The following is a 13,485-nucleotide window of genomic DNA, read 5'->3' on the forward strand; positions in this document are numbered from 1 at the left end:
CCGGATTGTCCTGCAGATATCATACGCATGCAGGCTGGCACTCGTCGCGACGAAAAAGCCGGAAAGCACATACGCGGCTGAAACTGTAACTGACAGCGCGCCGCGCTTCTGACAAAATACCCCCCTTCCCCGATTCAACACAACACAGTGGATTTCCTCTCTGATGGCAGCAAAAATTATTGACGGTAAAACGATTGCGCAGCAGGTGCGCGTTGAGGTTGCGGAAAAAGTGAAGCAGCGTCTGGCCGCCGGAAAACGTGCGCCGGGTCTGGCAGTGGTTCTGGTGGGTGAAAACCCGGCATCGCAGATCTACGTGGCCAGCAAACGCCGCGCCTGTGAAGAGGTCGGTTTCCACTCCCGCTCTTACGATCTGCCTGCCACGACCCGAGAAGCTGAGCTGCTGGAGCTGATTGATGCGCTCAATCAGGACGACGAAATCGATGGCATCCTGGTGCAGCTGCCACTGCCAGCCGGCATTGATAATGTCAAAGTGCTGGAGCGCATCACGCCTGATAAAGATGTCGATGGATTCCACCCCTATAATGTCGGTCGCCTCTGTCAGCGTGCGCCAACCCTGCGTCCCTGCACGCCACGCGGTATCGTGACGCTGCTGGAGCGCTACAATATTGATACGTATGGCCTGAATGCCGTGGTGGTTGGCGCATCCAATATTGTTGGTCGTCCGATGAGTATGGAACTGCTGCTGGCGGGCTGCACCACGACCGTCACTCATCGCTTTACCAAAGATCTGCGCCATCACGTTGAGCATGCCGATCTGCTGGTCGTTGCAGTGGGTAAGCCAGGGTTTATTCCGGGTGACTGGATCAAACCGGGCGCCATCGTCATCGACGTGGGCATTAACCGGCTGGAGAGCGGCAAAGTGGTGGGCGATGTTGATTTTGACAGTGCATCCGAGCGCGCCTCCTACATTACCCCGGTGCCGGGCGGTGTGGGTCCAATGACAGTAGCAACACTGATTCAAAACACGCTGCAGGCGTGCGAAGAGTTTCATGATAAAGAGGTAGTATAAATGACAAGTTTTTCACTGGGTAAATTCCCGCACGTCGATCTGTGTGACCTGCTGAAACTGGAAGGATGGGTTCAGAGCGGCGCACAGGCGAAAGTCGTGATTGCCGAGGGTGAAGTGAAGGTCAACGGTGCGGTAGAAACCCGCAAGCGCTGCAAAATCGTAGCCGGTCAGACTGTAGAATTCGCGGGTTTCCGCATTACTGTGGTCGAGTGATTTCCGGGCGTCCCTGCGGGGACGCTGTTACACCCGCTCATCCCCCTTCACGCACGTCTCCCCTTCCCGCTGTTCCAGTGCAATATGATTCACCGCCGTATGCTGCGCTATCAACGTCGCGAGCCGGGGTGAATGGCTGGTGATCCAGAGCTGACTGAACTCGCTGGCTTCGGCGATTAAGCGCGCCAGCGCAGGCAACAGATCTTCATGCAGGCTGTTTTCCGGCTCATTCAGTGCCATAAAGGCAGGCGGACGCGGGCTGAGCAGTGCGACAACCAGACAGAGAAACCGCAGCGTGCCATCAGAAAACTCGGCGCTCTCCAGCGGACGCAGAATGCCCTGGCGCGACATCAGCATCTGGAAACGGCCATACTGCACATCGACATCAAACTGGCTGTCGGGAAACGCCTGTTCCATCACCTCAGACAGGAGTTCGGAATGACCGCGCTCAACAATGGTCGCCCAGGCCGCCGCCAGATTGCTGCCATCATGGCTCAGCACCGGCGCACGCACGCCAATCTGCGGTGCCCGTATCGGTGAGCCAGGCCAGACCGCAAACTCATGGTAAAAGCGCCACTGCTGCAGACGTTCGCGCAACTGCGAAAGCTCCGGATAGCGATGCGGTTCGCCAAGCTGACCAAACAGCGACTCTTCGGGATGCAGCACCGCCGGATAGGCGACGCGCTCGCCCTCAACGTTGTGCAGAAAGGCGGTCTGATTTTCGCGCTGCATAATACAGGCGGAAGGACGGCGCTGCTGACCGCTCAGCCAGAGTCGCTCCTGCTTCACCAGCGGATCGAGATTAAACAGGCTGGTCACCAGCGGCTCGGGAAAGCCAATCTCCAGCTGGTAATCCATGTCATCCATCACCACGGCCAGCTCCAGGCGCTTTGGATCGTGTCGGCGATCGCCCCGGCGTAAGCCGCCCGCCCACATCGCTTTCTGAATGCCGCCTTCTTCAGCCAGCGCCAGTGCCAGGCGACCGCTGGCCGCCTCATGCAGCAGCCGCACCGCTTTGTAGAGGTTGGATTTACCGCAGCCGTTGGGACCGCTCACCACATTCAGCTGCTGCAGCGACAGCGTCAGGTTACGTATCGAGCGGAAGCCGCGGATCTGAATCTGTTCAATCGCCATAATAAAAAAGGGCGATTGCTCGCCCTCTCCGGTTTATTTTCGACGCCAGCTGGAGCCCTGTGGCCCATCCTCGACGATGACACCCAGCGCGTTAAGCTTGTCGCGCGCGATGTCCGCTTCCGCCCAGGCTTTGGCGGCGCGCGCATCGGCACGGGCTTTCACCCAGTGCTCAATCTCGGCAACCTCTTCGTCATTGACCTGCGCGCCGCTTTGCAGGAACAACTCAGGGTCCTGCTGCAGAATGCCCAGCACGTTGGCCATCTCGCGCAGCTTCGACGCCAGCCCGTGCGCTGAAGCGCCATCTTCACTTTTCAGGCGGTTCACTTCACGCGCCATATCGAACAGCACCGAATAGGCTTCCGGGGTGTTGAAATCATCATCCATCGCGCTGCGGAACCGCGCTTCAAACGCTTCGCCGCCGTGGGCAGGCACGCTGCTGTCGGTGTGACGCAGTGCCGTATAGAGACGCTCCAGCGCCGCACGCGCCTGATTCAGGTTATCTTCGCCGTAGTTAAGCTGGCTGCGATAGTGACCGGACATCAGGAAGTAACGCACCGTCTCCGCATCATAATGTTGCAGCACGTCACGCACGGTGAAGAAGTTACCGAGCGATTTGGACATCTTCTCGCGGTCAACCATCACCATGCCGGAGTGCATCCAGTAGTTGACGTAAGGACCGTCATGGGCGCAGCTCGACTGAGCGATTTCGTTTTCATGGTGCGGGAACATCAGATCGGAGCCGCCGCCGTGGATATCGAAATGGGTGCCCAGCTGTTTGCAGTTCATTGCCGAGCACTCGATGTGCCAGCCGGGACGACCGTTGCCCCAAGGCGATGACCAGGCTGGCTCATCCGCTTTGGACATTTTCCACAGCACGAAGTCCATCGGATTGCGTTTCACGTCGGCGACTTCAACGCGCGCGCCCGCCTGCAACTGCTCCAGATCCTGACGCGACAGCGCGCCGTAATCGGTGTCGCTGAGCACATCGAACATCACGTCGCCGTTCTCCGCCACATAAGCGTGACCGCGAGCGATCAGCGTCTCCACCAGCTCGATAATCTCAGCGATGTGACGGGTAGCGCGCGGCTCCTCATCGGGCGGCAGAATCCCCAGCGCGGCGAAGTCGTTGTGCATCTCGCCAATCATGCGGTTAGTCAGGGTTTCGATGCTCTCGCCGTTTTCGTTGGCGCGCCTGATGATTTTGTCATCAATGTCGGTAATGTTACGTACATAATTAAGCTGATAACCGAGGTAACGCAGGTAGCGCGCCACCACGTCAAACGCCACGAACGTCCGCCCATGACCAATGTGACAGAGGTCATACACCGTGATGCCGCAAACATACATCCCGATTTTACCGGCATGAATGGGTTTGAATTCCTCTTTCTGTCGACTCAGGGTGTTATAAATCTTAAGCATTGAACGGTTCCGTTTTCGCGTGTGGTTGGCACTTTTAAGTATCCAGACATTGTGCCGTATTTTTATCGCTCGCGCGACGCAAAGCAAGCCAACTGCGCCGCGCTGCTGACGCGTCATTGGAAATTATGATATAAGAACGGTCGACAAAAAGGGGGACGCCCATCGACAGAGCGACCTCAGCAACTGATGACAACCTTTACAGGACGACAAAAATGGTAACTTTCCAGACGAACCATGGCGATATCGTAATCAAAACTTTCGATGATAAAGCGCCGGCAACCGTACAGAACTTCCTGGATTACTGCCGTGAAGGTTTTTACGACAACACCATTTTCCACCGCGTAATCAACGGCTTTATGATTCAGGGCGGCGGCTTCGAGCCGGGCATGAAGCAGAAAGAAACCAAAGCCGAAATTCAGAACGAAGCCAGCAATGGCCTGAAAAACACCAAAGGTACGCTGGCAATGGCACGTACCTCTGCGCCGCACTCTGCGACCGCACAGTTTTTCATCAACGTAGCTGACAACGACTTCCTGAACTTCCGTGACGAAAGCGTTCAGGGCTGGGGCTACTGCGTGTTCGCTGAAGTGGTTGAAGGTATGGATGTGGTCGAGAAGATCAAAGCGGTCTCTACCGGCCGCAGCGGCATGCACCAGGATGTGCCAAAAGACGACGTCGTTATCCAGAAAGTGACCGTCAGCGAGTAATGTCGCGCACGCTGTTTATCGCAGATCTCCATCTGTGTCAGGAAGAACCGGCGATTACCGCCGGTTTTCTGCATTTTTTACAGCGCGAAGCACCCCACTGCGACGCGCTCTATATTCTCGGCGATCTGTTTGAAGCCTGGATTGGCGACGACGATCCCAATCCGCTGCATCAGCAGGTTGCCCGCGCCCTGCGCACCCTGCCGGTTCCGGTTTACTTTATCCATGGCAATCGCGACTTCCTGATTGGCCGACGCTTTGCGCAGACCTGCGGCATGACGCTGCTGCCGGAAGAGCAGGTGCTGACGCTCTACGGCCATCGGTTGCTGATCATGCACGGCGATACGCTCTGTACCGACGATGCGGGTTACCTGCGTTTTCGGGCCAAAGTGCATAATCCCTGGATCCAGCGGCTGTTTCTCGCGTTGCCGTTGTGGATCCGTAAACGCATTGCTGCCCGGATGCGCGCCGACAGTAAACAGGCCAACCAGCATAAATCCCAGACCATCATGGATGTGAATCAGGAAGCAGTCGTCGCCACTATGCTGCGCCAGCAGGTGCCGCTGTTAATCCACGGTCACACTCATCGCCCGGCGATTCATACGCTGAGCCTGCAGGGTGAACCGGCGCAACGCGCGGTGCTGGGTGCCTGGCACTGCCGGGGTTCCATGATCCAGCTCGACGCCAGTGGCATTCAGCTTATCCATTTCGACTTTTAATCTGCGGTTAAATCCACGACCTTAAGCCCGACGCAACCGTTTTCCTTGCGTGCTTCTCATGCTATTCTCGGTGCCCTTCAAAACCTGTCCGCCCGGCCAGGTCTGTTTGTTCATTCACAGGAGTTGACCCCATGTCATCCAACGCCCCGGCCCGCATCGCCATTGTTATGGGTTCCAGAAGTGACTGGGCCACCATGCAGTTCGCCGCTGAAATCCTCTCCAGCCTGGACGTCCCTTTTGATGTTGAAGTGGTCTCTGCGCACCGCACCCCGGATAAACTGTTCAGCTTCGCCGAAACGGCAGCCGACAAGGGTCTTCAGGTGATTATTGCTGGCGCAGGTGGCGCGGCACATCTGCCGGGTATGCTGGCGGCAAAAACGCTGGTGCCGGTGCTGGGTGTGCCGGTGCAGAGCGCAGCACTGAGCGGCGTCGATAGCCTCTATTCAATTGTGCAGATGCCGCGCGGTATTCCGGTCGGTACGCTGGCGATTGGCAAGGCGGGCGCAGCCAATGCCGCGCTGCTGGCGGCGCAGATTCTGGCGCTGCATGACAGTGCGCTGGCGTTACGCCTGACCACCTGGCGTCAGAGCCAGACCGATGAGGTGCTGAACCATCCCGATCCGCGGGTGGATGCATGAAGCCGGTTTGCGTACTGGGCAACGGCCAGTTAGGTCGTATGCTGCGTCAGGCGGGTGAACCCCTGGGCATCGCGGTTTATCCGGTGGGCTTAGACGCCGATCCCACCGCGCTCCCTATCGCCGACAGCGTGATCACCGCCGAAATCGAACGGTGGCCGGAGACGGCGCTGACGCGTGAACTGGCCAGCCATCCAGCCTTTGTTAACCGCGATATCTTTCCGCGTCTGGCGGATCGTCTGACGCAGAAACAGCTGCTGGATCAGCTGGGACTGGCCACCGCGCCGTGGCAGTTGCTGGCAGATAAAAGCGAATGGCCAGCGGTGTTCGACTCGCTGGGCGAGTTAGCGATTGTGAAAAGCCGCACCGGCGGTTACGACGGCCGGGGTCAGTGGCGTCTGCGTGCCGATGAAACTCACACCCTGCCGGAGGCGTGCTACGGCGAATGCATCGTTGAGCAGGGCATCAACTTTTCCGGTGAAGTCTCACTGGTGGGGGCGCGCGGTCACGATGGCCAGGTGGTGTTCTATCCGCTGACGCACAACCTGCATCAGGATGGCATTCTGCGCACCAGCGTTGCGCTGCCGCAGGCGGATCAGGCACAGCAGCAGCAGGCCGAAGCGATGCTGAGTGCGATCATGCAGGAACTGAACTACGTCGGCGTAATGGCGATGGAGTGTTTCGTTACGCCAGCTGGATTGCTGATCAATGAGCTGGCGCCGCGCGTCCATAACAGCGGGCACTGGACGCAGAACGGTGCGTCTATCAGCCAGTTTGAGCTGCATCTGCGCGCCATTCTTGGCCTGGCATTACCGCAGCCGGTGGTGTTTGCGCCGTCGGCGATGGTCAATCTGATCGGCACTGACGTGAATCTCAGCTGGCTGCAGCAGCCGCTGGTGCATCTGCACTGGTATGACAAAGAGGTGCGTCCGGGTCGTAAAGTGGGCCATCTGAATCTGACCGACAGCGATGCAGAACGGCTAAAAGCGGCACTGAATTCGCTGGTGCCTCAGCTACCGGAAGCGTACGCCAGCGGCATCGCCTGGGCGGTTGAAAAGCTGTAGTTTCCCGCACCTGAGTCTGATGATGGCTTTACCAGGCAGCTTAGAGCGATTGAGCAGTCGCCTTTAAGTCAGAGGGAGACGCCGGTAACGGGAAACGATCGCAAAGACGCAAAAACGGCATCCCTGCCAGCTCGGCACGCGCCATCCCTGGCGCGTGACGCTTTGCTCTTCGTTTCCCGTTACCCGCTTGCTGGTGATGGGTGCGATCTGGATGAAGGTCAAAGGCGGGCTTAGTGCAGCCTTATGCCTACACTCCCTTACGCCGCATCAAACTTCCTGAACAACGCTTTCCCTTTCAGTAATCGGATCCCCAGCCAGCCACCGCACAGCGACAACAGCAGCGCGCCACACAACGGCAGCGCCAGCCACAGGATCCAGTCAGGCTGCCACGGGAAGTCGAAAATCTTAGTCTGTAATCCCCACAGCGCCGCTTCTGCCCCCATCGCCGCCGCCACGCCGGAGACCACGCCGAGCAGGGCAAACTCACACCACAGCGTCGTGCGCAGCAGGCGTTTACCGGCACCCAGCGTGCGATAGACCACCAGCTCCTGACGCCGCTGACGCATACCAACCTGAATCTGCGCCAGCAGCAGCAACACGCCGCAGGCGGTCACCAGCATCACCATGATCTCCAGCGCCTGGCTGACCTGCGCCAGCACCTGACCGATCTGCCGCATTATGCTGCCGATATCCAGCAGACTTAGCGCCGGAAAAGCACGGTTAAGCTGCGCCAGCAGAACAGGATTCGCCTCCATGCGGAAGCTGGTGAGCCAGGTCTGCGGCTGGCTGTCGAGCGCGCCCGGCGGGAAGATAAAGAAGAAGTTCGGCTTCAGGCTTTCCCAGTCCACTTTACGCAAACTGGTAATGCGCGCGCTGAAGGTCTGCGTATCGCCATCGAACGTCAGGGTATCGCCGAGCTTCAGCCCCAGCCGATCGGCCAGTTCCACTTCCATCGACACTTCACCCGCTTTGGGTGGCCAGTTGCCTGCCACCAGTGGATTATGATCCGGGCGATCGGCCAGTTCCGTCAGGTTGAGTTCACGGTTCAGGGCGTTATCCAGCTTCGGATCGGCCGGTTTGCCGTTGAGTTCACTGAGCCGCACCCGCGCAATCGGGTAAAAGGTCCCGGGCGTGATCTGATGCGACTGCAGGAAATCACGCACCTGCGGCACCTGATCTGCCGTCATGTTCAGCAGAAAGAAGTTCGGGCTATCCGCCGGAAACTGCTGCTGCCAGCGATCCAGCAGATCGCCACGCATTACCAGCAGCAGCGCCAGCAGCATGAACGACAGCGAAAAGGCCGCAAGCTGGCTCAGCGTCATGCCGGGCTGGCGCAGCAGCCGGTTAATCGCCAGTCGTAACGCCAGGTTGCGCACTACCAGCCGACGCAGCAGCAGCAGGGTTCCCCAGCCGAGTAGGGCCAGCAATCCCGCCAGCACCACCACACCCGCCAGCAGCGCCCAGAGCATTTTACTGCCGCCAACCAGCAGCGCTAACAGCGTCACCACAACAGCAATCATCACCGGAGTATAGATCTTCAGCGGCCAGAGATTCGCCACCGCATCGCGCCGCAACACCCGCAGCGGCTGTGTCGCCAGCAGCAGACGATAGGGACGCAGACCCACCAGCAGCGAAATCACAAACAACGATCCCACCGCCCAGATCCACGGCCAGACGCTCGCCGCCGGTAAGCTGGCAGGCAGCACGGGTTTCAGCATCGCCATCAGGATCGCTTCCACGCCCTGACCCACCAGGCCACCGGCAATCGCCGCCAGCAGCAGCACCGCCAGCCACTGACCGATGATCAGCCGCTGCAACGCGCCGTGCGTCGCACCCAGGGTTTTCAGCACCGCCACCAGATCGTAGCGGCTGCGGCAATAGTGGCTCATGGCAACCGCCACGGCCGCAATCGCCAGCATCAGCGTCAGCAAGGCCGAGAGCAGCAGGAACTGCTGCGCGCGCTGCATCGAACGGCCTAATGCATCTTCCGAGTTCTCCACGCTGATCCAGCGCTGGTCCGCCTTCAGCTGCGGTTCAATCCAGCGGTCATAGCTGGCCAGCTGATCGGGATTACCGGAGAACTTATAGCGCCAGGTGATGCGGCTGCCTGGCTGAATCGCACCGGTTTTGGCGGCATCCGCCAGATTGATCAGCAGACGCGGCGCCATCTCAAACGGGTTAAAGCCGCCATCCGGCTCCTGGATCACCTCCCCGCTGATGCGCAGCTGGGTGTCACCCACTTCCAGCGTGTCGCCCACTTTCAGGTTCAGCAGCGCCATCAGGCGCGGTGCCGCCAGCGCGGTACCCGCCTGCGGCCTCAGCCCTGGCGGCTGCGTCTGCAGCGTGCCAAACATCGGGTAGCGATCGTCCACCGCTTTTACTGAGGCAAGCTGCGGGGACTGATCGGCAAATGTCATGGTCATAAAGGTCAGCTGACGGCTCACCGTCAGACCGCTTTCAGCCGCTTTTGCCAGCCAGGCTTCTGGCGCTGCATCACTGCTGCGCAGCGTACGGTCGCCGGCCATAAAATCACGGCTCTGCTGATTCAGCCCTTTTTCCATGCGATCGCTGATCGACCCCAGCGCCAGCACGCAGGCCACCGCCAGCGTCAGCGCAAGCCAGACAATCAGCAGCGAGGGCGAACGCCACTCGCGCCAGAACCAGCGCCAGATCATTGCTCCTCCCACAATTTACCGTCGCGCAGCCGCAGGCGACGATCGCAGCGCGCCGCCAGTTGCTCGTCATGCGTCACCAGAATCAGCGTGGTGGCGAAGTCGCGGTTAAGGGAAAACAGCAGATCGGCAATGCGGTCACCGGTTTTACGATCGAGATTGCCGGTCGGTTCATCGGCAAACAGCAGACCAGGACGGCCACTGAAGGCGCGGGCCAGCGCCACCCGCTGCTGCTCGCCGCCTGAAAGCTGGGCGGGCAGATGATGCAGACGTTCACCCAGTCCGAGCAGCGTCAGAAGCTCTCTCGCCTGTTCACGGCTCTGACGGTCGCTGTCGCCGCGCAGCAGCGAAGGCAGCTGCACGTTCTCCTGGGCATTCAGGGTTGGCACCAGCATAAATGACTGGAATACAAAGCCGACCTGCCGGGCACGCAGGGCCGCACGCTGCTCTTCGTTCATCTGGTGCAGCGGCTGCCCCAGCAGATGGACTTCGCCGCTGCTGCCATCGTCCAGCCCGGCCAGAATTCCGAGCAGGGTTGACTTGCCGGAACCGGACTCGCCAATCAGCGCAATGGTCTCAGCTGGTTTGACAACCAACTCAACTCCGGTAAGGATGGTTAACTGATGCTCTCCCTGACCGACGGACTTAGTAAGATGATGAACTTCAACAATGTTTTCCGCTGGCATTATCCCTTCCTGTTATTGATTCTTCTGCTGGTGTCGCGTCTTGCTGCTGCAGATACGCTGATGGTACTGGGCGACAGCCTGAGTGCGGGCTATCGCATGTCTGCCACTGCGGCCTGGCCCAGCCTGCTCGATAAGCAGTGGCAGCAAAAACCTAAAGTGATCAACGCCAGTATCAGCGGTGATACGGCTGCACAGGGGCTGGCGCGCCTGCCCGCACTATTAAAACAGCATCAGCCGCAATGGGTGTTAATCGAATTGGGCGGTAACGATGGTTTGCGCGGTTTCCCGCCCGACGCTATCGCGCAGAATCTGAGTAAAGTTATCGACGATGTTAAAGCCGCCAATGCGAAGCCGCTGCTGATGCAGATTCGTCTGCCTGCCAACTATGGCCGCCGCTACACCGAAGCGTTCAGCGGCATCTATCCCGGATTAGCACAGCAGCATAACATTCCTCTGGTGCCCTTTTTCATGGAGCAGGTTTATCTGAAACCCGAGTGGATGCAGCAGGATGGCATTCATCCTAATCCTGATGCCCAGCCTTTTATCGCCCAGTTAATGGCAAAAGACCTGGCCCCCTTAGTTAAGCAGCCGTAGCGCGCCGGGATGCGCAAAAAGGGTAAAGAAATGCAAAAGCACTAAATAACGGCAAGGTGGCGACGGAGATTTTCGACCGCTTTGCCATCTCTAAGTGTCCAGGCTTACTCTCTAAACAATATCAATGAGAAAAGATAATTCTGCCGTTCCTTAAAATTCACTTTAATGCATCTTAAATTAGCATTTTAACAGTCGCATATAAGTTGGCGTTACCCTCTCCAACTGGTTAATATTTCTGCACGGAATTTTAGCTGCAAAGGAATGTATATGCCCTATCACCGCTATCACGACCCCCGCATATTTCGCCTGACTTCATCTGTCGGCGCTTGTGGAACCAATAATCCCAATGAAGTTAAATCAATTCAACGCATGATAAATGATGCTGGCTATCAGTTCGCAACGGGTCGCAGGCTCCCAACAAATGGACAATGCGATACTGCCACCACTGAAGCTATACGCTGGTATCAGCGGTTGCTGAATCTCTCGCCGAGTGGATTGGTTCAGCCAACCGACACATGGTTTATCAGGGCAATAAGTGAAGCAACCACACCTGGCTGGCGGCCTTCTAATACCTCTGGCCCCTTACGAGTCAGCCAGGGACAAATTACTTTTGACGCCGAAGGCACCGACTATATAACCGCCGTGGAGCCCTTCAAACAGCGCCGCTATCCCAATTTTTCACGCATTCTTCAATGGCCGCCCACGAGTTTTTCGGGGGTTACACTTGGTCGAGGCTATGATATGGGCAGTAGATCTGCTGGTGAAATCTACTCCACACTAAGGCAAGCTGGGATTGAAGAATATAAAGCCGTTTTGTGCTCTAAAGCAGCTGGCCTGAAAGGGCGGCACGCAGAACAGTTTGTTAAGGTTTATGGTCCGTTGGTCGGCGAGATAACCCACACTCAACAAATCCGACTTTTTGAAATTGCGTACAGGGTTAAACGGAACGAAGCCCTTAACCTTTATCGGCGAATAGCACAATCCATGCCTTCCGCCCCAGCATGGGAACAGTTAGACCCCAAAATTCGAGATGTCGTAACCGATATTTTCTATCAGGGTGTTCACAATGCCAGGGCACTGTTTCAGGCCGCAATTGAAGGTAAGCCCGCATTAATAGCCCATATTAAAAGTAGTCCTACATACATGACCTACGAAAACCACAGAAACAGAATAAGGTATCTACAGTGAAAAAAGTCTTAATTCTAATGGTTGCTCTTATTGCACCTGCTATGGCGCAGGCTGAATTATCATCAGGGCCAGAACGTAACGCCTGCTTCAAACAGAATGAAGACATACCAACTGCATATAACTGTCTGTCTGCCAAAAGAGACAACAGCAATAAAGCGCTGGATGCGCTAATAGCGGATACAGTTAAGAGAATCAAAGCCAACAATGTCGGCCCTTTTAATGGAAAAGAGTCCAGCAAAGAAACGTCCGGAGACGTTTACTCTCGGCGCTTTCTGGATGCGCAAAAAAAATGGAAGGATTACCGGACTCAACTTTGCCTGTCTGTAGCTACAGAGCTTAACGAGGACGCATACGACTACCAGTCATATATCGACCAGTGCCAAATTAATCTGAACAAAAACCATTCTGCTGAAATCACACAAATGGGACTGCCACCCGTCAATTAAGCACACTGGTCTCACTGCTCAGACGTAAAATCTGAAATCGGGCATTTTTTGCGGGGCTGTATAGCCCCGTTTACCGCCCGTTCTGTCAGCCGGTGCGGGCGACAAACTGTCAATCCACAACATAAAAGCATTAACGAACATAACTTAACTTATTGATTATTAAATCTTATTCAAGGGCGTGAATTTGTGCAAAAAACCATTCTGATTACAGGTTGTTCGAGCGGTATTGGCCTGGTTGCCGCTCACGATTTACTGGCGCGGGGCTACCGGGTGATCGCCGCCTGCCGTAAAGCAGAGGATGTCGCCCGCATGGAAACACTGGGCTTTACCGGGCTGCAGCTGGATCTCGACGATCCGCAAAGTGTGGATCAGGCCGCCGACACAGTGCTCGCGCTCTGCGATAACCGTCTGACGGCGCTGTTTAACAACGCCGGATTTGGTCTCTATGGCCCGCTGCACACCCTCTCCCGCCAGCAGCTGGAACAGCAGTTTTCCAGCAACTTTTTCGGCGTCCATCAGCTGACACTGCGTCTGTTGCCCGCGTTGCAGGCCAGCGGCGATGGCCGCATTATTAATACCAGCTCGGTGCTGGGGCTGATCTCCACACCAGGCCGGGGTGCCTATGCCGCCAGTAAATATGCGCTGGAAGCCTGGAGCGATGCATTGCGGCTTGAAGTGCGCAGCCGCGGCATCCGGGTCAGCCTGATTGAACCGGGTCCGATTCAGACCCGTTTTACCGACAATGTGACGCAGGGCGAACAGCATAACCCGGTGCGCAATCCTGGCATCGCGGCACGTTTTACCCTGCCACCGGAAGCCATTCTGCCTAAACTTCGTCATGCACTCGAGAGTAAACATCCGCGTTTACGCTATCCGGTGACACTGGTCGCACACATAATGAGCCTGCTGAAACGGTTACTCCCCGGCTGGATGCTGGATCGCATTTTGCGCAGCCATTAATCAGCCATGCGCAATAGCGCT

14 protein-coding genes are annotated in these 13,485 nt (G+C 57.2%); 10 read left to right on the forward strand and 4 right to left on the reverse strand.

Translation table 11 applies throughout. From position 1 onward, the window contains the following. Nucleotides 1–163: 163 nt before the first annotated feature. Nucleotides 164–1,030, forward strand: coding sequence for a bifunctional methylenetetrahydrofolate dehydrogenase/methenyltetrahydrofolate cyclohydrolase FolD (gene folD / locus PAG01S_RS07445; RefSeq protein WP_010671240.1), 867 nt, complete (start codon nucleotides 164–166; stop codon nucleotides 1,028–1,030). Beyond that, on the forward strand, nucleotides 1,031–1,243 hold the full coding sequence (gene ybcJ, locus PAG01S_RS07450) for a ribosome-associated protein YbcJ (protein ID WP_003849455.1): 213 nt from the start codon (nucleotides 1,031–1,033) through the stop codon (nucleotides 1,241–1,243). Between the two features lie 27 nt (nucleotides 1,244–1,270). Here the strand turns inward: ybcJ and PAG01S_RS07455 are convergent, their stop codons facing one another. Together PAG01S_RS07455 and cysS are read right to left on the reverse strand one after the other, a co-directional pair. Beyond that, on the reverse strand, nucleotides 1,271–2,377 hold the full coding sequence (locus tag PAG01S_RS07455) for an AAA family ATPase (RefSeq protein ID WP_062758226.1): 1,107 nt from the start codon (nucleotides 2,375–2,377) through the stop codon (nucleotides 1,271–1,273). A 33-nt stretch (nucleotides 2,378–2,410) separates the two neighbouring features. Further along, the gene (cysS, locus tag PAG01S_RS07460) at nucleotides 2,411–3,796 is read right to left on the reverse strand and encodes a cysteine--tRNA ligase (RefSeq protein ID WP_039388349.1); all 1,386 of its coding nucleotides are present in this window, start codon (nucleotides 3,794–3,796) and stop codon (nucleotides 2,411–2,413) included. Between the two features lie 212 nt (nucleotides 3,797–4,008). Here cysS and ppiB point away from each other — a divergent pair, with 212 nt between their 5' ends. The 4 genes from ppiB to purK all read left to right on the forward strand — a co-directional run bounded on the left by ppiB (nucleotide 4,009) and on the right by purK (nucleotide 6,918). After that, nucleotides 4,009–4,503, forward strand: a complete 495-nt coding sequence (gene ppiB, locus PAG01S_RS07465; RefSeq protein WP_010259052.1) for a peptidylprolyl isomerase B — start codon at nucleotides 4,009–4,011, stop codon at nucleotides 4,501–4,503. Continuing rightward, nucleotides 4,503–5,219 carry a UDP-2,3-diacylglucosamine diphosphatase gene (gene lpxH, locus PAG01S_RS07470; protein WP_062758228.1) on the forward strand — a complete coding sequence of 239 codons (717 nt, stop codon included), beginning with the start codon at nucleotides 4,503–4,505 and terminating at the stop codon, nucleotides 5,217–5,219. The genes ppiB and lpxH overlap by 1 nt, the downstream gene beginning before the upstream one ends. A 131-nt stretch (nucleotides 5,220–5,350) precedes the next feature. Continuing rightward, complete coding sequence (purE, locus tag PAG01S_RS07475; protein WP_010259054.1) at nucleotides 5,351–5,857, forward strand: 5-(carboxyamino)imidazole ribonucleotide mutase; 507 nt, start codon at nucleotides 5,351–5,353, stop codon at nucleotides 5,855–5,857. Further along, a complete protein-coding gene (purK, locus tag PAG01S_RS07480) occupies nucleotides 5,854–6,918 on the forward strand; it encodes a 5-(carboxyamino)imidazole ribonucleotide synthase (RefSeq protein WP_062758230.1) in 1,065 nt (354 codons plus the stop codon). Before purE ends, purK begins: the two co-directional genes overlap by 4 nt. Before the next feature lie 257 nt (nucleotides 6,919–7,175). On the opposite strand, the gene ybbP is transcribed toward purK, so the two are convergent. Together ybbP and ybbA are read right to left on the reverse strand one after the other, a co-directional pair. Beyond that, nucleotides 7,176–9,593: a putative ABC transporter permease subunit YbbP gene (gene ybbP / locus PAG01S_RS07485; RefSeq protein ID WP_062758231.1), complete on the reverse strand. Its 2,418-nt coding sequence runs from the start codon at nucleotides 9,591–9,593 to the stop codon at nucleotides 7,176–7,178. Then, the gene (gene ybbA / locus PAG01S_RS07490) at nucleotides 9,590–10,276 is read right to left on the reverse strand and encodes a putative ABC transporter ATP-binding protein YbbA (RefSeq protein WP_010259059.1); all 687 of its coding nucleotides are present in this window, start codon (nucleotides 10,274–10,276) and stop codon (nucleotides 9,590–9,592) included. The genes ybbP and ybbA overlap by 4 nt, the downstream gene beginning before the upstream one ends. Between ybbA and tesA the strand changes: the two genes are divergently transcribed. The 4 genes from tesA (at nucleotide 10,244) to PAG01S_RS07510 (ending at nucleotide 13,464) form a co-directional block, all read left to right on the forward strand. After that, nucleotides 10,244–10,870 carry a multifunctional acyl-CoA thioesterase I/protease I/lysophospholipase L1 gene (gene tesA, locus PAG01S_RS07495; RefSeq protein ID WP_010671236.1) on the forward strand — a complete coding sequence of 209 codons (627 nt, stop codon included), beginning with the start codon at nucleotides 10,244–10,246 and terminating at the stop codon, nucleotides 10,868–10,870. The two genes, ybbA and tesA, sit on opposite strands and share 33 nt — an antisense overlap. A gap of 267 nt (nucleotides 10,871–11,137) precedes the next feature. Further along, nucleotides 11,138–12,058, forward strand: a complete 921-nt coding sequence (locus PAG01S_RS07500; RefSeq protein WP_062758233.1) for a DUF8812 domain-containing protein — start codon at nucleotides 11,138–11,140, stop codon at nucleotides 12,056–12,058. Further along, nucleotides 12,055–12,504 (forward strand): lysozyme inhibitor LprI family protein, encoded by a 450-nt coding sequence (locus PAG01S_RS07505; RefSeq protein WP_022626094.1) that lies wholly within the window; start codon nucleotides 12,055–12,057, stop codon nucleotides 12,502–12,504. The genes PAG01S_RS07500 and PAG01S_RS07505 overlap by 4 nt, the downstream gene beginning before the upstream one ends. Before the next feature lie 186 nt (nucleotides 12,505–12,690). Further along, complete coding sequence (locus tag PAG01S_RS07510) at nucleotides 12,691–13,464, forward strand: SDR family oxidoreductase (RefSeq protein WP_022626095.1); 774 nt, start codon at nucleotides 12,691–12,693, stop codon at nucleotides 13,462–13,464. Nucleotides 13,465–13,485 lie beyond the last annotated feature (21 nt).

It is taken from the genome of Pantoea agglomerans NBRC 102470 (genome assembly GCF_001598475.1).
In the GTDB taxonomy this organism is placed as follows: domain Bacteria; phylum Pseudomonadota; class Gammaproteobacteria; order Enterobacterales; family Enterobacteriaceae; genus Pantoea; species Pantoea agglomerans.

Bases quoted from the DNA above. Each gene is read 5' to 3' on its own strand.
- folD (WP_010671240.1), top strand. From the start codon at position 164: ATGGCAGCAAAAATTATTGACGGTAAAACGATTGCGCAGCAGGTGCGC.
- ybcJ (WP_003849455.1), top strand. From the start codon at position 1,031: ATGACAAGTTTTTCACTGGGTAAATTCCCGCACGTCGATCTGTGTGAC.
- PAG01S_RS07455 (WP_062758226.1), bottom strand. From the start codon at position 2,377: ATGGCGATTGAACAGATTCAGATCCGCGGCTTCCGCTCGATACGTAAC.
- cysS (WP_039388349.1), bottom strand. From the start codon at position 3,796: ATGCTTAAGATTTATAACACCCTGAGTCGACAGAAAGAGGAATTCAAA.
- ppiB (WP_010259052.1), top strand. From the start codon at position 4,009: ATGGTAACTTTCCAGACGAACCATGGCGATATCGTAATCAAAACTTTC.
- lpxH (WP_062758228.1), top strand. From the start codon at position 4,503: ATGTCGCGCACGCTGTTTATCGCAGATCTCCATCTGTGTCAGGAAGAA.
- purE (WP_010259054.1), top strand. From the start codon at position 5,351: ATGTCATCCAACGCCCCGGCCCGCATCGCCATTGTTATGGGTTCCAGA.
- purK (WP_062758230.1), top strand. From the start codon at position 5,854: ATGAAGCCGGTTTGCGTACTGGGCAACGGCCAGTTAGGTCGTATGCTG.
- ybbP (WP_062758231.1), bottom strand. From the start codon at position 9,593: ATGATCTGGCGCTGGTTCTGGCGCGAGTGGCGTTCGCCCTCGCTGCTG.
- tesA (WP_010671236.1), top strand. From the start codon at position 10,244: ATGATGAACTTCAACAATGTTTTCCGCTGGCATTATCCCTTCCTGTTA.
- ybbA (WP_010259059.1), bottom strand. From the start codon at position 10,276: ATGCCAGCGGAAAACATTGTTGAAGTTCATCATCTTACTAAGTCCGTC.
- PAG01S_RS07500 (WP_062758233.1), top strand. From the start codon at position 11,138: ATGCCCTATCACCGCTATCACGACCCCCGCATATTTCGCCTGACTTCA.